The organism is Streptomyces sp. NPDC050164 (genome assembly GCF_044459945.1).
GTDB classification, from domain to species: Bacteria; Actinomycetota; Actinomycetes; order Streptomycetales; family Streptomycetaceae; genus Streptomyces; species Streptomyces coeruleorubidus_A.
Genome location: NZ_JBITJK010000005.1, coordinates 14,048 through 34,525, shown reverse-complemented (window position 1 = coordinate 34,525; position 20,478 = coordinate 14,048). Strand labels below are relative to the sequence as shown.

Genomic DNA, 20,478 nt, shown 5'->3' with positions numbered 1-20,478 from the left:
GCCGCTGCCGGTCGCCGACGGCCCGTCCGGGACCGTGGCGGCGAGCGGGCGCGACGGTTCGGCGGCGGCCGAGGACGGCGCCGGAGCACCGGTTCCACCGAGCCGGCCCGGGCCGTCGGCGGTCTCCGGCAACCGGGCGGTGTCAGCGGGTTTCAGCCGCACACGCGTCCCCGCCCCCGCGCCCCGTGGCGCGACGTCCACTCCCGCCCGCGGGCTCATGACGCTCCGCCCGCCGGGCGGCACAGGGCCAGTAGGTCGGTGTGGTGGACGGTGACGCGCAACTGGCCGGCGGTGCAGGCGGCCAGGCGTTCGGCCAGATAGGCGTCGGCGGCGGCCCGCAGGTCGGGGCGCTCCTCGACGGCGGCGCCGACCCAGCCGCGCAGCCACTGCTCGGTGAGCGCGGCCTGCTCGGGGCCGAGCCGCCACGGGCTCGGATGCAGCCGTACCGTCGCGCCGTGCTCGGAGAACGCCTCGGTCGCCGCCGTCACCGCGTCGGGACCGAGCAGGCCGTCGCGGCGTTGGTGGTCGTTGAACGCCTGGGCGATCTCCGAGTCCAGCGGGTGTGACGGCGTCAGCTCCACGCGGCCGGCGACGGACAGCGTCAGCAGGGCCGGGCAGCCGGCTCCGGCGCAGGCGGCGGCGAGGGTGTCGACCTCCTCGCGGGTGAGGACGTCCAGCAGCGCGGACGCCGTCACCAGGGACGCGCCGAGCAGGGCGTCCGCGGTGAGGCGGGCGACGTCACCGCGCCGCGTCTCCGCCGTGACCCGGCTGCCGTCGGCGGCGGAGCGCGGGGAGGTGACGGCGGCGAAGTGCAGCAGGTAGGGGTCGCGGTCGTGCAGGATCCAGTGCTGCGCGCCGTCCAGGCAGGGGGCGAGCCAGCGGCCCATCGAGCCGGTACCGCACCCGAGGTCGTGGATGACGACACCGCCGGACTTGCCCGGCAGGTTGGCGAGCCGGATGCGCAGCGGGTCGAGCAGATCGTGCGCCCGCGCGGCGGCGTCGGCCGGCTCCCGCAACTCCAGCCACTCGGGCGCGTAACGGGGCGGATCCTCGGGGTCGGCCTCACGCAGCTTCACGGTGGGCCGTGCGCCGGGGTACCCGCTGGGGCCGGCGCCCGGGATGACCGCGTCCGCGGTCTGCGCCGGCCCGGACTGCCCGCTGAAGGCCCCAGGGATCACGGCATCCGCCGACCCGGCCACCTGTCCGCCGGGACCCCGGCCCGGAATCATGGCGTCCGTCGACCGGGCCGCCTGCCCGCCGGCACCCCCGCCCGGGATCGCGGCACCCGCCGACCGGGCACCCTCCCCCGGCCCGGGATTCCCGCTCGGTCCCGCGCCCGGAATCACGCCGTCCATCGACTCGGCAGCCTCCCTCGGCCCGGGTTGGGCCGGAATCGTCCCGCTGTGGTGGGTCGTCGCCGGGTTCGTCATGCGGCCCTCCGGGGGTCGGTCGGGAGCCGGCGCAGTACCGCCGCCAGGCTCTGTGCGGTCGCCGCCCAGCCGCCGAGGGCGGCGCGGCGGCTGCGGGCGGCGGCCTTGAGGCGACGGCGTACGTCCGCCTCGCCGAACCAGCAGCGCAGCTCTGCGGCGAGGGCGGCGGAGTTCTCCGGCGGGACGAGGATGCCGGGCACACCGCCGTCGGGGGCGCGGCCGACCGCCTCGGGGAGCCCGCCGACGTCCGTGGCCATGACAGGGATGCCGCGCGCCAGTGCCTCGGTCACGGCCATGCCGTACGTCTCGGCATAGGAGGTGAGCACCATCAGGTCGGCGGTGGCGTAACTGGCGTCCAGTGCGGCGCCGGACTGCGGGCCCGCCAGCTCCAGCCGGTCCTGAAGGCCGTGCTCGGCGATGAGGGACCGCAGATGGGCGACGTACTCCGGGTCCTGGGTGAGGCTGCCGACGCACACGCAGCTCCACGGCAGGTCGGTCACCGTGGCCAGCGCCTCCACCAGCCGGTGCTGTCCCTTGCGCGGGGTCACGGCGGCCACGCACAGCAGCCGTGAGACACCGTCGGTGCCGGGCGCGAGCGGCGCGATGTCGGCGCCTGGGGCCGCGACGTGCACCCGCTCCGGGGGAAGGCCGTGGTGGGCGACAAGACGGCGGACCGCCCAGTCGCTGGTGGCGATCACCGCCGACACCGCTCGCAGCACCGCCCGCTCCTTGGCGTCGAGTTCGGCGGCCACGGCCGGATCGAGCCCGGTCTCGTCGCCGAGCGGAAGGTGGACGAGGACGGCCATGCGCAAACGTTCCGCCTCGGGCATGACGATCTCCGGGACGCCGCAGGCGACCAGCCCGTCGAGCAGGACGACGGCACCGTCGGGCAAGCCGCTCAGGGCGCGGGCGAGTTCCGTACGGGCCGCCGCCCCCGGCCGGGGCCAGTCACCGGCCACGGCGTGCTTGGTCACCTGCCAGCCGAAGCCGGGCAGGTCCAGGCACACGCGCCGGTCGTAGGCGTTGCCGCCGCTGGGCGTGGCCGGGTCGTCGATGCCGCCCGGCAGCACGAAGTGCACGGTGCGCAGGGACATGGGGATGATCTCGGCGTTCTTCAGGGCGGCGTGCTGCACGGGTACATAATTCAGCCGCGCCGGTGCCGGTCCGCTCTGCCCGGGCCGTTCGATCGTCGTGTCGGTCACAGCGCACGCTCGTAACTCGCCCACGCGATGTGCGACTCGTGCAGGGTGACGGTCAGGCCCGCGATGCCCTTGGCGCCCTCACCCAGCGCGCCCTTGTGGATGCGCTCGGCGAGCCGGTCGGCGATGACCTTGGCGAGGAACTCCGTGGAGGTGTTGACACCGGCGAAGTCGGGCTCGTTGTCGAGGTTGCGGTAGTTCAGCTCGCTGACCACCGCCCCGAGTTCCTGGGTAGCCAGCCCGATGTCGACGACGATGTTGTCCTCGTCCAGCTGTTCGCGCCGGAACGTGGCGTCCACGAGGAACGTGGCCCCGTGCAGGCGCTGCGCCGGTCCGAAGACCTCGCCACGGAAGCTGTGGGCGATCATGATGTGATCGCGGACGGTGATGCTGAACAACGGACGACCCTCCAGGTGCGGCGCGTCTCTGCTCCCCCGCCATGGCTGCCGGGGATGCCGTGTATTACGGCTCCTTGCCTTCCCCTGTTCAGTCTCCGGTACGTCTTTTCTCAGGTCAGGCGCTCTCGTCGTAACGGACCCGGTGGCACAGCGCCGGAATCTCGCCGGAGGCGAGCATCGGCAGCACGTCCGGCAGGTCCTCGAAGGCGGACTCGCCGGTGACGAGGGCGTCGAGGGCCGGGTCGGCGAGCAGGTCGAGGGCGAGGGCGAGCCGGTCGGCGTAGGTGCGGTTCGGCCGGGCCGGGGAGACCGTGCCGACCTGGCTGGATCGGATGACGAGCCGCCGGGAGTGGAAGGCCTCGCCGAGCGGCACGCTCACCCGCCGGTCGCCGTACCAGCTCAGTTCGAGCACGGTCCCTTCGGCGGCGAGGAGTTCCAGGGACCGGGCGAGCCCCTGCTCGGTGGCGCTGGCGTGGACGACCAGATCGCACTCGCCGAGGGCGTCCTCGGGAGAGGCGAAGCCCACGCCCAGCGCCTTTGCGATCTCGGCCCGGCCCGGGTCGGCGTCGACCAACTGGACACGGACGCCGGGGAACCGGGCGAGCAAGGCGGCCACGGAGGAGCCGACCATGCCGCCGCCGACCACGGCGATCCGGTCGCCGACCAGGGGCGCGGCGTCCCACAGGGCGTTGACGGCGGTCTCCACGGTCCCCGCGAGCACGGCCCGTTCGGCCGGCACGGCGTCCGGTACGGGCGTGACGGCGCTCGCCGGGACGACGTACCGGGTCTGGTGCGGGTAGAGGCAGAACACCGTACGGCCGGCGAGCGCCTCGGGTCCCTCCTCCACCACACCGACGTTGAGGTAGCCGTACTTCACCGGTCCCGGGAAGTCGCCCTCCTGGAACGGCGCCCGCATGGCCGAGTGCTGGCTGACGGGCACGCCGCCGCGGAAGACCAGCGTCTCCGTGCCGCGGCTCACGCCGGAGAAGAGAGTGCGGACCAGTACCTCGCCCTCGCCGGGGTCCGGCAGGATGACGTCCTGGATCTCCCCTCGCCCAGGCGAGTCGATCCAGAACGACCGTGCGGTGTGCTTCATCGAAGTCCTCCTGAACGATCGGGAAGCTGCTTGCGTACCGAGGGGTGCACAGGCCGCGCACAAGGTAGCGGCGTTGATCGACTCTGTCACACGGCCGGAGGGTGTTCGGTGGCCCTGAACAACACTTACGACGCGAGGCTCGTACAGCAGGAGACCGCCCTGGGGGCGGGCGTGCAGATCCTGCTGCTGGCCCTGATCGGCACGGCGATCGGGATGGGCCCGGCGGGCTGGCTGACCGGCCTCGCGTTCGCGATCGCCACCTGGGCGGTGCTCTCCCGGGCCCTGCACCGCTCCCGGCTGCGCTCGTTCGGCGCGGCGAACCGGGTCACCCTCGGCCGGGCCACTCTCGTCGGCGGCGTCACCGCGCTGGTCGCGGACTCCTTCCAGAGCTCGCCGCCCGTGTCGTTGTTCGTCGGCCTGACGGCGGTGGCCCTGATCCTCGACGGCGTCGACGGCAAGGTCGCCCGCCGCACCGGCACCTCCACCCCGCTGGGCGCGCGCTTCGACATGGAGGTCGACGCGTTCCTGATCCTGGTGCTGAGCGTGTACGTGTCGATGCAACTGGGCCCGTGGGTGCTGCTGATCGGCGGTATGCGGTACGTGTTCGTCGGCGCGGCCCGCATCTGGCCCTGGCTGACCGCCGCCCTCCCGCCGAGCACCGCCCGCAAGACGGTCGCGGCACTCCAGGGTGTGCTTCTGCTGCTGGCGGGCGCCGATCTGCTGCCGTACGCGGCCAACTTCGGGGTCGCGGCCCTGGCCCTGGGCCTGCTGGTGTGGTCGTTCGGGCGTGATGTGCTGTGGCTGTACCGCACCTCGCGGGTCGAGGAGGCCCCGGCCCGGCGCCAGGTGCGGGAACTGGTCGCGAGCTGACGCCCCGACCGGTCAGGCGTCGAACCGGTCGCGCGCCGACTCGATGTGCCCGAGGTACTCATGGGTCCAGCCGCAGATCAGATCGACCGTGGCGCGCAGGGCCCGGCCCGGTTCGGTGAGGGTGTACTCGACCTTCGGCGGCACGGTGGGGTGCACCTTCCGGTCGACCAGGCCGTTGCGCTCCAGCATCCGCAGGTTCTGCGTGAGCATCTTGTGACTGACGCCCTCGACCTCGTCGCGCAACTCGCTGAAGCGCAGGGTGCGTTCACCGAGGGCCTCGATGATCAGCAGCGCCCACTTGTTGGCCACGTCCGAGAAGATCTCCCGGGCCAGGGAGTCGGCCCGGCGCAGGTCCGCGTTCTCCGGCAGGTCCCTCAACTGCTTGGTCACCATCTGGTTCCCCAGTCACCGAAAAGTGCGTTCTTCCAGGTCGGCGCACACTCTCTTACAGTTCCCGAGTAACCGCAAGAGAGCGCGGGTTCGCGCTCGACGGAAGGACGGGAACCATGACCGCGAGCGATGTCTACGACCACGCCATACCGGCCGAGAGCCACTTCGGTTACGCGCAGGCGATCAGGTCCGGCGATCTGATCCACGTCTCCGGACAGCTCTCGTTCGACGAGGCGGGCGACTTCCACCCCGAGGACGACGTCGCCACTCAGCTGGAGGGGACCTACGTCAACATCGACAAGGTGCTGGCCCACTACGGCGTCACGCGCAACCAGATCGTCTCGCAGACGCTGTACGTGGTGGACCTGGTGAAGAACGCCGACGTGGTGGCGGAGGGCAACCGGGCGTACTTCGGTACCCACCGCCCGGTCAGCACGGCCCTGGGCGTCACCGAACTCACCTTCCCCGGACAGGCGGTGGAGATCAGCTGCGTGATCGACACGAAGCTGCCGGCGTGAGCCGGGACGGCGGGCCCGGGCGGGAGACGGTCAGCGACGCGTCCCGGTGCCCACCAGCGTCCGCTCGTACGGGTCGAGGACGACTCCCCTGACCTTGGTGGAGACGCCGGCGATGATCTGCTGATGGGCCAGCGGCACGACCGCGTCCGTGCCGAGGATCGCGGCCTCGGCGGCCATGGCCGCGTCCTGTCGCTCGCCCGTGCCGTCGGTCCCGTCGGCCTTCTCGACGGCCCGGTCGACGTTCTCGTCGCACAGCAGGGCCAGGTTGTAGCCGCCGTCGCAGGTGTAGTCACTGGCGAGGACGCCGACGGGGTCGCCGGTGTCCAGCAGGCTGTTGCGGGCGCCGATGAACGCGTCGAACTTCCCGGCCAGCGCGTCGCTCTCCAGCCGTGAGTACTCGCGCACTTCCAGCTGCACCGTGAAGCCGGCCTTTTCGAGCTGCTGCTGCACGACCTGGGCGACCTCGGGGAGTTCGGGCCGGTTGTCGTAGGTGGCGAGGGTGATCCGCGTGCCGTCGGGCCGGGCGGCGGCCGCGCGCCCCGTCGGCTTCACCCGCTTGCTCTCGGCCCAGGTGACGGCGGGACCGTAGATGCCGGCGCCCGGGTCGGCGTACCCCTCGAAGACGCCCTTGACGATGACGGAGGAGTCGACCGCCGTGCGCGCGGCGGCGCGCAGCTTCGGGTCCTTGAGCGGGCCGGTCCTGGTGTTGAGGTGAAGGCTGGTCGTCCGGGTGGTGCCGGCTTCCTTCAGGGTCGCCTTGTCGAGGGTGGCGGCCTGGGCGACGGGGATCGCCTCAGCGATGTCCACGTCGCCGGTGCGCACCGCGTTGGCGCGCGCGGTGCCGTCCTTGACGAAGCGCGCGTCGATGCCGGAGGCATGGGCGCGCCCGCCCCAGTAGTCGTCGAAGCGGTCGAGGGTCGCGGAGCCGCCGCTGTTGGCCTTGGTGATCTCGAAGGGCCCGGTGGCGGTGCCGACGGGCGTGGGCGCGCCCTTCTTCTCGTACGCCTTCGGGGAGAGGATCGCCAGGCTCGGGCTGGACAGGCGCATGGGCAGGACGGGGTCGGCCGCGGCGGTGGAGATACGTATGCCGCGGCTGCCGTCGGGCTCGGCATCGAGGGTGACACCAGCGAGGGCGGCGGGCAGGGGCTTCGCCTTGGTGGCGCGGGTGAGCGCGTCGGCCACGGCGGCCGGAGTGACGTCCGCGCCGTCCTGGAAGGTGGCCTCGCGCAGGGTGAACCGCCAGGTGCGGTCGTTCTCGCGACGCCAGGACTCGGCGAGCGCCGGGGCCGCGGCGCCGTTGGCGTCCAGGGCGGTCAGCCCCTCGGTGACGCCGAGCCGGCTGAGGAGCGTGGCGTCGGCTCCGTACGGCGAGAAGTTCTCGGCGGGCGGGAAGGCGAGGGCGACACGCAGCCGCGAGCCCGGCTGCCCGCCGTCCGACGACGACTCCCCGCCGGGGGAGGCGAAACAGCCCGCCAGACCTGGGACGAGGACGAGGACGGCGAGGAACCGGAGGGGGCTCTTGATGCTCAGATCACGCACTTGCACAGCATATGCACCAAGGACGAGGCACTGATCGGCCGGGGGACCACCCTCGGACACCACCGCAAACCCCATACGGCGTAGGCGATTTGACAGCGATGACGATCACTCCCTAAACCTAACCACATGACATTCATTTTCAAAAAGGCGGTGCGGTCGTGAGGGTCGCGTTCGTCGGCAAGGGCGGCAGCGGCAAGACCACGCTGTCGGCGCTCTTCTCCCGCCACCTGGCGCGCTCCGGCGCCCCGGTCCTCGCCATCGACGGCGACATCAACCAGCACCTGGCCGAGGCGCTCGGCGAGGAGGAGAAGTCCGCCCCTCCCCTGGGCGAGCACCTGGCCGAGATCAAGGACTTCCTGCGCGGCACGAACCCACGCATCACCTCCCGCGAGGCGATGATCAAAACAACTCCCCCGGGACGCGGCTCCCGCCTCCTGCGCCCACTGGGCGACGACGAACTGCACACGCGGCACGTCGGCCGGGCGGGCGGCGTCCCGCTGATGGTCACGGGCGAGTTCGACGAGTCCGACCTGGGCGTGGCCTGCTACCACTCCAAGCTGGGCGCGGTCGAGCTCTACCTCGGCCACCTGGCGGACGGCGCCGGCGAGTACGTCGTGGTCGACATGACGGCGGGCGCGGACGCCTTCGCCTCCGGCCTGTTCACCCGCTTCGACATCACCTTCCTGGTGGCGGAACCCACCCGCAAGGGCGTCTCGGTCTACCGCCAGTACCGCGACCACGCGGAACAGTTCGGCATCCGCATCGCCGTCATCGGCAACAAGGTGACCTGCGAGGACGACCTCCTCTACCTCAAGGAACAGGTAGGGGACGACCTCCTGACCTACCTGGTCCAGTCCCCCTGGGTCCGCGCGGCCGAACAGGGCCGCACCGAGGGCGGCCTGGACGCACTGGATTCCCTGGAGCCGCACAACCGCCACGCACTCACGATCCTCCGCGAGGCCGTCGACTCCCACCCCCGCGACTGGGACCGGCTCCACCGCCATGCCGTCGAGTTCCACCTGCGCAACGCCCGAGCGTGGGCGGACGCCCGCACGGGCGAGGACCTGACCGCCCAGGTCGACCCGGACTACGTCCCCGGCGCCCGGCCAAAGACCTGAACTCCTCCCGCGCCCTTATCGCCCTACCCCCAACCAGACAGGACGCCACTCCCCCATGTCTCTCGACGTCTCCCCGAAGCTCCTCGCCGAAGCCGAGCAGGGTGACATCCGTGAGGAGGACTTCGTGGACACGGTCCGCACCTCCCTCCCCTACGCCTACGACCTGATCGCCTCCCTCGCCACCGAACTCCACGACGGACAGACCGACTTCACCGACAACCAGACCCCTCCCCCCTCCGAACAGGAGCGCGGCCAACTCCTGCGCGCCCTCGCCAGCGACGCGATCCGCACCAGCCTGGAACGCCACTTCGGCATCACCCTGGCCTTCCAGAACTGCCACCGCGTGGCGGCGTTCCGCCCGGGGGCGCGGGGCGGGGAGACGTACGCGCGCTTCACGTCCGTGCGGTCCCAGGTCCTGAACCAGTCGCCGGAGTTCAGGGACTGCTGACTCACCGCACCGGCTACTCGATCCCCGTGGCATCGAGTAGCCGGACCACGTCCTTGCGCCCGTATCCGAGCAGTCGGGCGCGGTCAGCGGCCATCAGCACCAAGTGCGCGACGCTCTTCGCCGCGTATCCGTTCTTGTTGTCCGCGTCGAGCCATTCCTGGGGCTTCTCGACACCCAGGCTGTTCATCACCAGCCCGTGCTCTCGGCGGACCTCCGCGACGGTACCGGCGACCGCGTCCATGAGCGTCTTGCCCGGCCGCTCGCACTCCAGGGCGAAGCCCCCCCGGTCGACCGGCACGCACCCCTCCGGCGGACGCGCCAGCAGCCGCGCATACCTCTCGTCCCCGAACCCGGAGGCCCGGAACTCGTCGTGCACCAAAGAGAACCGATGGAACCCGGGCGGAACCGGAGGCGGTGGTGGCGTGTACTCCCACCCGGCGTCCTCGTACAACTGCCGCTTCACCTCTTCTTCTTCGGCATGCGTCACGGTGAAGCCGTTGGCCTCGTTGCGCCCGGTCGTCGTGCCGTCGGGGTTGCGGTGGAAGTGCAGGCCCATGGTGTGCTCCCGCTGCTGTGATGACAATGGACGAGAAGTCCCCGTCACCTGCTCGAACGGCCTGCAAAGCCAGCCCGTGCCCGCTGTTCCGCAGCATCACCCGATAGCGTGAAACGGGTGGCGTGGGAACTGGCCGACCAAGCGGGATCGACGGTTGTTACGCTCTTCCGGTGAGGATTCCGAGCCCCGCAGAGATCCAAGCGCTGCACGAGAAGCACGCCCCCACCGCCGAAGCGTTCACGCTCGTCCACACGCACTGCGAGATCGTCTGGGGAATCGCCGAGCAGCTCCTCTCCGCGCCCCACCTCGCTCACCTCGATGCCGAACTGGTCCGCGCCGGCTGCCTCCTTCACGACATCGGCGTCTACCGCCTCTACGGGGACGACGGACGGCTGGACCACGAGAACTACATCCGACACGGACTACTCGGCCACGAGATCCTCGAAGCGGAGGGCTTCCCCGAAACCCTCCGCCGCTTCTGCTCCCACCACACCGGAGTGGGACTCACGCGGCACGACATCGTGAGCCAGGGACTGCCCCTCCCGCCCGCCGACTACCTGGCGGTCACAGAGGAGGAAAGGCTGGTGATGTACGCGGACAAGTTCCACACCAAGTCCAGGCCGTCGGCGTTCCTCTCCCCCGACGAGTACGCCACCCACGTCCGCCGCTTCGGCGAGGACAAGGTGACCGCCTTCCAGGCACTGCGCGCGGAGTTCGGCGACCCGGATCTCACCGGGCCGGTGTCGGGCTTAAAGGCGGAAGGGGGCACCACGAGGGCCGCCGTTCAGGCGTAGAAGTCGGGACCACCTGGTCCGCCGTCTCGACGACCTCCTCGACACACAAGATCTCTCTGCGTACGGTCCGGCCTCCGCGATCAGCACGCCGGGATGGTGCGCTTCGTAGAAGCGGAAGTACCCCACCGTGCCCACGGCCGTCGTACGAGCGCTGAGCCACAGCACGATCCTGCGCAGATCGTCGAAGTCGTCGGGATGCGCGCGACGCAGGGCACTACCCACGGTGCAAGTCCACGCGCAATTCCTCCGGGATCTCGCGAGCGAGGGCCTGTTCAGACCACTCAATGCCCGTGACACCGGTTCACCCGAACCGGGCGGCCGTTGCTGTCACCCCCTCTGCAGGTCCCCGCGGTTCACGTGGGCCAGGAGGGGCGGCTCCGACTCCCCCTCGTAGCCGAGGTGGAGCTCTTGTCGCGCCCGGGTGGCCATGACGTAGTAGGACATGCGCAGCGTGGCGGAGGTGGGATCGGTCGCCGCGTCCCTGTGTGCGTCCGGGATGACGACCGTGTCGAAGCCCAGCCCCTTCGCACTGGCACGGTGCACGATCACGATGCCTGGACGGCCGAGGTCGAGATTGCGGTACAGACGTCCCTTGGACTCGGATGTGTACAGCTGGGGCTTCAGCCGAGAGGCACGATTCTGAATGCTGGTGAGCAGGGAGAACTGCGTGTGCTTGGACCCGGCGATCACACCGATCGTCTTCCTGGGCTGTTGCTCCGCGAGAAGGATGAGCAGATCCACGACACCCCGTTCGTGAAAGCGATGCAGGCGCGGCGCCGGTCCTTGACGGCCGGGCAGAACCGGCACGTTGGCGCCGGTGTGGAAGTGGGCCGCGAAGGACGCAATCTGCTCGGTATTGCGGTGATTTCCGTCGAGTCCCTGCTGCGTGCACCTGCCGAGGTTGCGGGCGATCTCACCGAGGGTGGAGTTGGTGTCGGTGAGCCGCTGACACTCGTCCGCGAAGACGGTCGTACGGGCTTCTAGCATGCGGCAGAGCAGGTAGAACTCGGGCGGCAGGTCCTGGCCTTCGTCGACGACCAGGGTGGGGGCGGTGGTGGAGGCGGGATCGGCGGCCCGGTTGAAGAGGGCGTCCCAGTCGTACCAGCCGTTTCCGGTGCGAGGCGGTTTGGCACCGTACCAGTCGGCGAGCCACCCGTGGGCGGTCATGACTCGGATGGAGCGATCTGCCGGCCCCAGCGCGTGCACCGTCCCCGCGAGTGACTGGCGCAGCAGGTTCGAGTAGGTCAGCAGGACCGCTGGTGTGCCAGTGAGGGCAAGCATGATGGCGCGCTGTGCGGCCAGGACGCTCTTGCCGCTGCCGGGCGGCCCGCTGACCAGATGGTTGCCGTCGAAGGGCAGGCCGTCGAGTCCCGCGCGCTGGTCGGGGGCAAGGTCGAGGTAGGTGATGGTCACGGCTGCTCCAGGGCGTGGGCCGCGGCGGCGCGGGCCGCGCTGATGATGGGTTGTAAGTAGCCGGGGACCCGCTCGCCGCCGACGACGAGGGCCCGGTCCAGGAGGCTGTTCCCGGCCTCGCAGCTGGTCTCCGGCAGCAGGGCGCAGGCGTGGCAGGCAGCCCGGTTGAGGTTGCCGAACCCCTGCCCGGTGTGTTCGGCGCATAGCGGGTCGGCGGAGCACCAGGCGGCCGACTCGGTCATCCGCAGCAGGGTTTCGGCCAGCTGCGGTGGCTCGCCCTGGCGGACGAGTCCGCCCAGGGTTCCCTCGGCGTCACCGGCGGCCGTGTACACGAGGATGCCGTACTGGTCCTGCTCAGGGCGGGCGTAGATGCGTTCGCGCAGGCTCGCCGTGGTGTAGCCGGACTCGAAGGACAGCTGGCGAATGAGAAGGTGGGCCAGGGTGTGCAGCAGGACGAAACGGGGTGACAGTTCCGGTCCGGTCACGTTCTCCAGTCGGTCCTTCTGGAAGGAGCGGTCGAGGTCTGCCCGCATGCCCGTGACGCGTCTGCGTACGTCTGGAACGTCCTCCCAGTCCTTCAGAGCGGCGCGGTCCAGGGTGAGGAAGATGCCTTCGCCGAAGACCTCGACGGCGGGCAGCCACTTCAACCGCCGGGAGGTGTCGGCAGGGACGACGACGGCGTCCGGGGAGACCCGCGTGAAGCCCGACAGGGCGCGGACCTCGCGGAGCCGGTCGGCGAGGACGATGCGGCCGAAGCGGCGGGCGAGACCGGCCCAGGGCTCGGCGGTCTCGCCCGCCAGTCCGAGCGTCGTCTCGCGCAGGGCGAAGTCTCGCGTGGCCGGTGGGACGGGTGCCGTGAAGGCGGCCCATTCCTCCCGGCTCAGGTCGGGCCTGGTGGGTCCTTCGGGCGTGGCAGCGGCAGCCGCCGGACTCTTGCCGCCCGTCTCCTCGGCCAGGAGAGCGTCCAGCAACACCTCATCGGCCCCCGTGTCCTCCTGGATCATCTGCCGGAAGAGCACGGCGCGCGGTGACAAGGCGTCCCGGCACAGCGACACCCACAGGTGGTGTTCACGCACCTGGTCCGCGAGCGCGTCGCCGGCGTGCGCGGGGGCGTCGGTCTCGGGGATGTCGATCGCCGAGTGCACGATCGGGTAGTACAGGTTGCCGGCGGTGCGCTGCACGATCTGCACGGGCCTCGGGCACTGCAGGGCCTCACTGGCGCGCTGCCACGGGTTGCGCCCCGAGCAGCGCAGGCCGTGTGTGCCGAGCACGTCGAGCAGGTCCCGAACGGCTCCGCACCCCTTCGCGGTGCAGGCGACGGAGAGCGCTTCGAGACCGGAGGCCCGTTCGGAGACGAGGAACCGCAGCTTCTCGCGCTCCCCGCACTGCTGCCGCTCGCCCCCGTCCCGCCGCGAGTGCGCCCAGAACCACCAGTCGACGTCACTGAGATGCCCGGCCTGGCAGATCTGCACGAACCGCATCGGCGCCAGCGTCCGCGCCGGGAAGCAGGATGGACAGCGCGGCGCCTGCCCGTGCTTCTCGTCGGCGATCCGCCATCGCTTCATGCGCCGGCACGCCCCGCAGAACAGCCAGGAGGGGAAGCGGATGTACGGCGCTCCGGGCGCGTCGGCGACGTCGAAGCGGTCGTTGGCGGTGGCGGGCGCGGCGTAGAAGCCGGAGACGCCGAGGCGGTTCGCGAGCCGGGCCGATTCGATCGGCTGCCTGCCGCGGGACGGCCAGTCGCCGATGCCGGTGGCGACGAACGACTCGCCCTGGATGTCGAAGACGGCCCCGACCCCGAAGGGCACCACGGTCTGCGACTGTCGTACCCGGAGTGTGCGGCTCACAGTTCGACTCCCTTCACTGTCACCTGGCATTCCCGGTCGACGTTGCGCATCGAGTTGGGCGTCTCCCACAGGCCGTGGATGTGCTCGAAGCTCTTGATGAGGTTGGACTGACCCTTGCCCTGGCTGCGGTAGTACAGGTCGCGGCCGTCCTTGCGGGCCTGGCGCGCGAGGTCCTCCCAGTCGGCGAGCAGTCCGGCGAGTTCCTTGCGTACCGCGTCACAGGCACCGGGCTCCGCGGTCTCGGCGCGTTCGGCCAACTCCTCGACCACGGCTTCCGCTTCGGGCAACCAGTCGAGGATCGCGCCGGCTTGGTTCTCTGCCGCGAGCCCGAGCCGGTGCCGTACGAGGATGACGAGCACGGCGTGCAGGGCTCGGCGACGGGAGGGCACGGACCAGGGGGTGACGCTGGTCGGTTCGACGTGTCGGTAGAGCGCCCGGTGGTAGACGTCGAAGGTCTCGTAGTGCGAACGGTCTCTGGGCCGGGTGGCGTTGAAGAAGGTCACGACCAGACCGGGTACGGCGTGGCGGCCCACTCGGCTGGTGGCCTGGATGTACTCGGCGGTCGTCTTGGGCTGGCCCTGCATCAGCATCAGCGCGAGTCGCTTCACGTCGACACCCACGGACAGCATGTTGGTGCAGGGCAGGAAGGACACCGACTTGGTGTCGTCCCAGCTTTTCTCCAGCCGGTCGAGCAGCACGGGCTGTTCGGACCGGGGCAGGTTGCTGGTGAGTTCCTCGACGTGCTGGTCCGGCAGGGGACGTACGCCGCTGCCGGAGTCGAGTCCGGCGAGCTGGGCGGGGATGTCGTCGGCGGCGGCGGTGACGGTGCGGCCCAGTTCCCGCAGGCTGTGGTGGTAGGCGACGAGGGTCCAGTAGGCGTCCCGGTGTTCCTCGGGCAGTTCCCACGCGCCCTGGAGCAAGGCGGCGGCAGTGGCAACGGACGCGCGGCCGGCCGTGTGTCCCTGGGCCATGACACCGACATAGTGGCGGCCCGGTCGGGAAGTGTCGGGCTCCGCGAAGTAGGAGTGGCGGGCGTCGAGTCCCGCGGGCGGGAAGAGCTGGACGTCTCCCCCGTAGAGGGAGCGGACCTGCTCCCCGGAGCGGCGGATGGTGGCCGTGGACGCCACGACCTTGGGCCCGCAGCCGTCCGGCGTGGTGCACAGCCCGAGGACGGCGGACTCGTAGAGGCCGACGGTGGTGCCCAGCGGGCCGGTGAGCAGGTGCAGTTCGTCCTGGATGACGAGGGACGGCGGGCGGTGCCCGGTGCTGGCTCCGAAGAGCCGTCCCGCACGGGGTTCCCAGGCAAGACGGGCGAACTTGTCGACGGTGCCGAGGACAAAGGTGGGCGGACGGTCGTACAGGTGCTCGTCCACGACGGCGACGGGCAGCTCGTCGTGGAAGAGGCACTCGTCCCTCGGGCAGAAGAAGGCGAAGGAGTCGGCGGCGGCACGCACCCCGTAGTCGTCGATGTCGGGCGACTTGTGGGCGGGCAGGATGCGCGTGCCGCACCACGGGCAGCGGTCGAGGATGAACACGTCGTCCGGGGTGGCGGCGGCACGCGCTGTCTCGAAGTCGCGGCGCGCCTTGTCGTAGCTGTTCGCGGTGGTGGTCTCACCGACCCACAACCCGATGGAGAACGGCTCCTCGCCGTAGGTGGCCGGGGCGGCCCGGCGCATGGACTCCAGGGCGCACACGGTCGTGGCGGCACGCTGGAACTGCTGTGTGGTCAGCAGGCTGAGCGTGTAACGGCTGAGTACGGCGGTGCCTCCGCCGTCGGGTCCGCCCCGGCGCAGCACCATCACGAACGCGGCCAGCAGAAGGTACGCCTCGGTCTTGCCACCACCGGTCGGGAACCAGATCAGGTCCGTGACTGCGCGGTCCGGGTGCCGGGGGTCGACGGCACCGTCGACGGCGAGCAGGAAGAACGCAAGCTGGAAGGGGCGCCAGGTGGCGTCCTCGAACGGCGCCGGGGCCAGCGGTACGCCGTTGTTTCGGCGGGGGCGCCGGGTGCCGGCGAGGTCGGCGGCGGAGTGACGCATCTGCAGCGCCATGGCGTGGTTGGCGGCCCGGAAGGCGTGCAGCAGTTCGGGACGTCGGGGGTCGCAGAGCGTACGGACGCCGGACTCGATGCGGGAGACCGCGGTGCCGATCCGACCGAGCACGCGCTCCGCGGCCTCACGCCCCCACTCGGGCACCTCCGTGTTGAGCTGACCGACGTACCAGGCCCGGTATGCGGAGGCGAACTCAGCCAACTCCTCACGGAGCTGGTCGACCGAGACGGCCGGTTCGGCGAGGTGGGCGAGGCTGAGCACCGGTGTGTCGGTCAGTCCGGCAGCTCGTACGCCCGTGACCTCGGCCTCGGGCATCACGGCCGCCCGAAGTCCGGTCACCGCCTGCCCGTTGTCGTCCCGCAGTTCTTCGACGGCGCACCCGTGGCCGACGGCGTGGGTGCGCACGTGACGGTACTGGAGGCGCAGTTCCTGCTCTTCCAGGTCGCGACTGGCCAGACGCACGCTCGGGTACTGGAGTACCTGTCCGTCAACGGGCCGCGCCTGCAGCTCCACTTGGAACAGCATGCCGTCCCAATGGGCGCTCTTGCCGAGGGCGGGGTCGTACTGGGCCGCGTTGACGAGAGCGACGGTGACGAGCTTGCCCTCCCCGAAGTCGCGTCGCGTGACGCGGAGTTCGGCTCGCGCGTCGAGCACGGAGACTTGGCCCCGGCCGAAACCGAGGAAATGCGTCTCGGTCGGCATCGCGACCCGCTGCCACGTGCGGCCGCGATGACCGCTGCGCGACCGGGTCAGGTAGCGAGCGGCGGAGCACTCGACTTCGAGGATCTCGGCGTCGGTGTAGAAGCTGAAACCGAGCGAGGACGGCAGCCAGGAGTTCGACTCCGGCACGGGGTCGCCCGCCGGTGCGGTGTCCTCGGCTCCCCGCTCGGTGCCGGCCCCGTCGAACTCCTCCCTGGCGAGATCCAGCTGTCCCTGCAGATCGGCTTCCTGCGGGTAGAGGGTGCCCATGAGGTACTGCCGGTCGGGTGGTGCGTCGAGCGTCTCGTCGTCGCCGTCGACCGGACCGACGAGTTGCCTCCGCAGGTAGGAGACGAGTTCCTGTCTGGGGTCCATGGCATTCCTGGTCTTCTTGAAGGGCAGAGGGGACAAGTGGGTGGCCGGAGGGATCACGAACGGCGCCACCGATCCCGGAGGAATCCGCGACCACGGTCTGCTTCCTGCACTGCGCCCAGTTGTGCCTGCGCCTCGCCGAGCTGAGTCTGCAACTCGGTGATACGGAGCCAGGCATCGTGCTCGCTCTGAGCGACACGCTGGGCCGCCTGCTGCTCGGCCTCCTCGGCGCGCCGGCGGGCCGCGTCCACGAACGCGTCCCGCTGTGCGAGGGCCTCCTCGGTGTCCCGCAGCCGAGCCTCCAGCTCGGTGATGCGCAGCTGAGCACCCTGCCGGTATTCCTCCCGCGCCGACGCGGCAGCGCGCTCCCGCTCACCGGCGGCAGCCTCGGCCCTCCGTACCCGGGTCTCCAGTTCGGCGACCCACGCCCCGGCGGCGCGTTCACGCTCGGCGGCAGCCTTCTGGGCCTCGCTCAGCCGCGCTTCGAGATCCGCGATGCGCGCCTCGGCACCCTCGCGGTACTGGCGCAGACGCAGTTCCAGGACGCCGGTCCGGTCCCGCTGCTCCTGCGCCGACCGGGCGGCCTCCTCGGCCTTCTCGGTCTTGTCCAGCACCGACCGGTACGCCGCGTGGTGCTGCGCCTTCAGCTGCGCGACACGTTCCTCGGCCTCGGCACGGACGCGCCGCTCGCGCCAGAGCAGCAGGGCGTCCATGCGCGCGAACAACACCTCTTCCCACACGTCGAGTTCCCGCTCGGCCTCTGCTCGGACGGCCTCGACACGCTCGTCCGCCGCGCTCCGCTCCTCGCTCAGCCGACGCTCGTGGTCCCGCGTCAGTGAGGCGAGCCAGGCGTCGTCCGGGGCACTGTTCTCAGCGGACAGCCGCTCGGTGTTGCCCGGCGTCTGTGCGTCCGGCGCAGGGTCCGTGGGAGCCGACGCCTGGTTCTCGTCCCTCGCGTCGACCGCCGGAGCATCAGGCGCATTGACGTCGTGGCTGCCCCTTCCCGCCGGGGACTCGGGCCGCTCTGGCGGTGCCGCCACGAACCCCCGGAGCGCAGAGCGGACGGCGACGCGCGACCCGGCGTGGACCAGGGGCCTCGTGGCCAGGTACGCGCGGGGAGTCGCCCCGGCCAGCGTGCCGGCGGGCGACTCGAAGAAGTGCTCGGGCCTGAGTCCCCTCTGCCTGACCGCGGAGAAGACGTCGACGAGCGTTTCCAGGGCCTGGATGACAGGGCGATCGAGCGTGCCCCGATGTCGTGCCGCCCGCACCACGGCATCGGCTGCCGGTGAGCCGAGGAGCACGGACAGCTGCAGATGCCCCAGGGCAAGCAAGGCGTACTCAGCGAGCCACGCCGCTCCCCCGCCCAGCGGCGGCTCCGTCAGCGCCAGGGCCTTCTCCCAGTCGGCGGTGATCTGTGGGGGTGCGACGGGTGTGTCGGTCGCGACGTGGGACGGCTCTTCCACCATGTCCGTGACCGTCTCCGCTCTCGCACCGGGCTGAAGCGCCTCAGGAACGTGCGCCCCCACCCTTCGTGCCTGCTCGCGCCCATCCGTGTCATGGTTCTCGGCGGCTGCATCGACGAGAAACTCCCGCAGGGCGTCCCGTACGGCCAGTCGCGACTCGCGGTTCACCAAGGGCCTGCGCTCGAAATAGTCGCGGGGCGTCGCCCCGACGAGCGCCTCGGCGGGACGGTCGAAGAATTCGTCTGGCCGCCGCCCCTCCGCCACCAGGGCGTCGAAGACACGGCGCAGTACTTCCAGCGCCGTCAGCACCGGACGTGACAGGCGCCCGCCTGCTCGGGCGTCCCGCACCACCGCGTCGGCAGCCGGCTGCCCCAACAGCGCCACCAGACCGTCATCGCCAAGCGCCGCCCGTGCATAGTCGGCGAGCCACCAAAGCTGGTCGACGGGTGTGTCCGCCAGTCGGCAGGCACGCTGCCAGTCGGCGGTGACGACGTGCGGCGCCGCATCGCCGTTGACGGCCTCCTCGCTGGGGGCGGCCGCACTGGTGTCGACCGTCTCCTCTGCATCGACGGCCGTGTCTGGAGCCGTGTCTGCGCGGGCGTCGTCATGGGCGTCCGTCGTGACCGCGTGTCCCGGCTCCGCCTCGGCGATCGACGTCCCGCCGGTCTCCTCGACCTGTAGTTCCTCCTGCCGGGCGAGGCGCTCCGCCCTCAGCTTGCGGAGGGCGAGTCGGACTCGGGCGGTCCGTGCCGCGTGATTGGCGCGGGCGATCCGTGCCGCCCTCTTGGCCTCGGCTGCGCCTTCCGCCGCGCGCTCGGCCTTCTCGCACGCGGCGTCCAGGCCCACAAGGCCCGCCTCGCGCAGCCGGACGCGCAGCGCGGGCCGCGCCTTGACCTCGATCTGCCGGATGCGCTCCCTCGTCACCCGGAACTCACGCCCCAGTTCGTCCAGCGTCGAGGGCTCGTCCCCGTCGAGACCGAGCCGCCGTACGAGGATGCGCCCCTCCCTTTCGGTGAACGTGTCCACCACGGCCAGCACATCCTCCACATACCGGGCACCGACCACGTGCGCCTCCACCGGCGGCAGGGTGTGGGTCTCCCCCACGAAGTCCGCCAGCGTTGCCCCGTCGCCGATGACACGGTCCAGGGAGTCGGTGCGGTGGGTCAGGCGTCGGATCTCCTGCACCTTCTGCAGGGTCATGTCGCATCGCACCGCGACATCGGCGTCGCCCGCGCGGCGCCCCTCGGCGGCCAGGGCACGTTCGGCCCTGGCGACTTTCCGCATCTGTTCGTGCATGTGCACCGGGACCCGGATCAGCGCGCCCTCGTCGGCGATGGCCCGGGTGATGGACTGCCGGACCCACCAGGTGGCATACGTGGAGAACTTGAAGCCCTTGGCGGGATCGAATTTCCGGGCGGCCCTGAGGAGGCCGAGGAAGCCGTGCTGGAGGAGGTCCTCGTAGTCGAGCCCTTGCTCCAGATGGGGCCGCACCAGCGCGTGCACGAGTCGTTGGTTGTGCAGGACGAGGCAGTCCCGTGCTCGGATTCTGAGGTCGTCCGGCGGGAGGGCCTTCAGCTCGTCCTCGGTCGGTTCCTCGGCGATACGGTCCGGACCGCCACGCACCAGCACGGCCAGACCCACCTCGGCCTGCGCGCTCAGTAACCGGCTGCCGGGATGCCGCACGCGTCGGTCGGTGTCCAGGACGGCGTGCGCCGCGGCCACCGACTCCGCGAGGTCCCCCTGCACCGCCGACCCCAGAGGCGGCTCCCTCAGGTCCGGGCCGTCGACTTCGGCATCCTCCGGATCATCGGCTATGGAGCTCTCCGGATCACCGGCGGCCTCTCCCGCCGCCGACGTTTCCGTCTCACCGGCTTCCTCTCCGTCCCCGACGCCCCGCTCCCCTTCCGGGGCCCGCACCAACGTGTCCGCCCGCAACTGCGCGGCCTCACGCGCACTGAGCCCGGCGAGCCGCACCACGCCGTCCACGACCCCCGGGGTGACGTAGCCGCCGACGTCCGCGTACCGGGCGAGCAGTTGCCGCACCGGGGACAACCGTGGGAACACACTTTCCCCACAGTTCCGTGCAACCTTTTCACCGTCTCGGCGGTCGCCTACCGTGTGCACGTGCAATTTCCGCACGGGCAGGCCCAGCTGGGCCAGCTCGTGACGCAACCGTTCCCGCTCGGAGTCCCCCAGCGCGAGGTTCCGCACGCTCTCCGCGAAGACGCGTTCCGGTACGACACCACCCACGGCCGCACTCCGCAACTGCGTCAGCAA

Annotated in this window: 16 protein-coding genes; 5 read left to right on the top strand and 11 right to left on the bottom strand. The window is 71.1% G+C overall.

Annotated features, from left to right (window positions below; genetic code table 11):
- Nucleotides 1-215: 215 nt before the first annotated feature.
- The 4 genes from ACIBNA_RS09985 to ACIBNA_RS09970 form a co-directional block, all read right to left on the bottom strand.
- On the bottom strand, nucleotides 216-1,229 hold the full coding sequence (locus ACIBNA_RS09985; RefSeq protein ID WP_399165022.1) for a class I SAM-dependent methyltransferase: 1,014 nt from the start codon (nucleotides 1,227-1,229) through the stop codon (nucleotides 216-218).
- 197 nt (nucleotides 1,230-1,426) lie between these two features.
- A complete protein-coding gene (locus ACIBNA_RS09980) occupies nucleotides 1,427-2,632 on the bottom strand; it encodes a glycosyltransferase family 4 protein (RefSeq protein ID WP_399164741.1) in 1,206 nt (401 codons plus the stop codon).
- Nucleotides 2,629-3,027: a 6-carboxytetrahydropterin synthase gene (locus ACIBNA_RS09975; protein ID WP_010043117.1), complete on the bottom strand. Its 399-nt coding sequence runs from the start codon at nucleotides 3,025-3,027 to the stop codon at nucleotides 2,629-2,631. Before ACIBNA_RS09975 ends, ACIBNA_RS09980 begins: the two co-directional genes overlap by 4 nt.
- Before the next feature lie 115 nt (nucleotides 3,028-3,142).
- Nucleotides 3,143-4,123 (bottom strand): zinc-binding alcohol dehydrogenase, encoded by a 981-nt coding sequence (locus ACIBNA_RS09970; RefSeq protein ID WP_399164740.1) that lies wholly within the window; start codon nucleotides 4,121-4,123, stop codon nucleotides 3,143-3,145.
- A gap of 108 nt (nucleotides 4,124-4,231) precedes the next feature.
- Here ACIBNA_RS09970 and ACIBNA_RS09965 point away from each other — a divergent pair, with 108 nt between their 5' ends.
- Nucleotides 4,232-4,993 (top strand): CDP-alcohol phosphatidyltransferase family protein, encoded by a 762-nt coding sequence (locus ACIBNA_RS09965; RefSeq protein ID WP_399164739.1) that lies wholly within the window; start codon nucleotides 4,232-4,234, stop codon nucleotides 4,991-4,993.
- Between the two features lie 12 nt (nucleotides 4,994-5,005).
- Here ACIBNA_RS09965 and ACIBNA_RS09960 read toward each other — a convergent pair whose 3' ends face one another.
- Nucleotides 5,006-5,386 carry a helix-turn-helix domain-containing protein gene (locus ACIBNA_RS09960; protein WP_059421625.1) on the bottom strand — a complete coding sequence of 127 codons (381 nt, stop codon included), beginning with the start codon at nucleotides 5,384-5,386 and terminating at the stop codon, nucleotides 5,006-5,008.
- A gap of 113 nt (nucleotides 5,387-5,499) precedes the next feature.
- Between ACIBNA_RS09960 and ACIBNA_RS09955 the strand changes: the two genes are divergently transcribed.
- A complete protein-coding gene (locus ACIBNA_RS09955; RefSeq protein WP_399164738.1) occupies nucleotides 5,500-5,901 on the top strand; it encodes a RidA family protein in 402 nt (133 codons plus the stop codon).
- Between the two features lie 30 nt (nucleotides 5,902-5,931).
- Here ACIBNA_RS09955 and ACIBNA_RS09950 read toward each other — a convergent pair whose 3' ends face one another.
- On the bottom strand, nucleotides 5,932-7,446 hold the full coding sequence (locus tag ACIBNA_RS09950) for an ABC transporter substrate-binding protein (RefSeq protein ID WP_399164737.1): 1,515 nt from the start codon (nucleotides 7,444-7,446) through the stop codon (nucleotides 5,932-5,934).
- Nucleotides 7,447-7,598: 152 nt separating this feature from the next.
- Here ACIBNA_RS09950 and ACIBNA_RS09945 point away from each other — a divergent pair, with 152 nt between their 5' ends.
- Nucleotides 7,599-8,558, top strand: coding sequence for an AAA family ATPase (locus ACIBNA_RS09945; RefSeq protein ID WP_399164736.1), 960 nt, complete (start codon nucleotides 7,599-7,601; stop codon nucleotides 8,556-8,558).
- 55 nt (nucleotides 8,559-8,613) lie between these two features.
- A complete protein-coding gene (locus ACIBNA_RS09940; protein WP_399164735.1) occupies nucleotides 8,614-9,006 on the top strand; it encodes an SCO5389 family protein in 393 nt (130 codons plus the stop codon).
- 13 nt (nucleotides 9,007-9,019) lie between these two features.
- Here ACIBNA_RS09940 and ACIBNA_RS09935 read toward each other — a convergent pair whose 3' ends face one another.
- The gene (locus tag ACIBNA_RS09935; RefSeq protein WP_399164734.1) at nucleotides 9,020-9,562 is read right to left on the bottom strand and encodes a hypothetical protein; all 543 of its coding nucleotides are present in this window, start codon (nucleotides 9,560-9,562) and stop codon (nucleotides 9,020-9,022) included.
- Nucleotides 9,563-9,732: 170 nt separating this feature from the next.
- Between ACIBNA_RS09935 and ACIBNA_RS09930 the strand changes: the two genes are divergently transcribed.
- Nucleotides 9,733-10,356: an HD domain-containing protein gene (locus ACIBNA_RS09930; protein WP_399164733.1), complete on the top strand. Its 624-nt coding sequence runs from the start codon at nucleotides 9,733-9,735 to the stop codon at nucleotides 10,354-10,356.
- Between the two features lie 327 nt (nucleotides 10,357-10,683).
- On the opposite strand, the gene ACIBNA_RS09925 is transcribed toward ACIBNA_RS09930, so the two are convergent.
- From ACIBNA_RS09925 to ACIBNA_RS09910, 4 genes are read right to left on the bottom strand one after another with little or no spacing between them, the layout of a single operon-like run.
- Nucleotides 10,684-11,769: a DNA helicase gene (locus ACIBNA_RS09925; RefSeq protein ID WP_399164732.1), complete on the bottom strand. Its 1,086-nt coding sequence runs from the start codon at nucleotides 11,767-11,769 to the stop codon at nucleotides 10,684-10,686.
- Entirely contained in the window at nucleotides 11,766-13,616 is a 1,851-nt protein-coding gene (gene drmB, locus ACIBNA_RS09920; RefSeq protein ID WP_399164731.1) for a DrmB family protein, read from the bottom strand. Before drmB ends, ACIBNA_RS09925 begins: the two co-directional genes overlap by 4 nt.
- The gene (locus tag ACIBNA_RS09915; RefSeq protein ID WP_399164730.1) at nucleotides 13,613-16,741 is read right to left on the bottom strand and encodes a helicase-related protein; all 3,129 of its coding nucleotides are present in this window, start codon (nucleotides 16,739-16,741) and stop codon (nucleotides 13,613-13,615) included. Before ACIBNA_RS09915 ends, drmB begins: the two co-directional genes overlap by 4 nt.
- 53 nt (nucleotides 16,742-16,794) lie before the next feature.
- On the bottom strand, nucleotides 16,795-20,244 hold the full coding sequence (locus ACIBNA_RS09910) for a sigma-70 family RNA polymerase sigma factor (protein ID WP_399164729.1): 3,450 nt from the start codon (nucleotides 20,242-20,244) through the stop codon (nucleotides 16,795-16,797).
- Nucleotides 20,245-20,478 lie beyond the last annotated feature (234 nt).

Bases quoted from the DNA above. Each gene is read 5' to 3' on its own strand.
- ACIBNA_RS09915 (WP_399164730.1), bottom strand. From the start codon at position 16,741: ATGGACCCCAGACAGGAACTCGTCTCCTACCTGCGGAGGCAACTCGTC.
- ACIBNA_RS09955 (WP_399164738.1), top strand. From the start codon at position 5,500: ATGACCGCGAGCGATGTCTACGACCACGCCATACCGGCCGAGAGCCAC.
- ACIBNA_RS09985 (WP_399165022.1), bottom strand. From the start codon at position 1,229: ATGATTCCGGGCCGGGGTCCCGGCGGACAGGTGGCCGGGTCGGCGGAT.
- ACIBNA_RS09960 (WP_059421625.1), bottom strand. From the start codon at position 5,386: ATGGTGACCAAGCAGTTGAGGGACCTGCCGGAGAACGCGGACCTGCGC.
- ACIBNA_RS09940 (WP_399164735.1), top strand. From the start codon at position 8,614: ATGTCTCTCGACGTCTCCCCGAAGCTCCTCGCCGAAGCCGAGCAGGGT.
- ACIBNA_RS09970 (WP_399164740.1), bottom strand. From the start codon at position 4,123: ATGAAGCACACCGCACGGTCGTTCTGGATCGACTCGCCTGGGCGAGGG.
- ACIBNA_RS09935 (WP_399164734.1), bottom strand. From the start codon at position 9,562: ATGGGCCTGCACTTCCACCGCAACCCCGACGGCACGACGACCGGGCGC.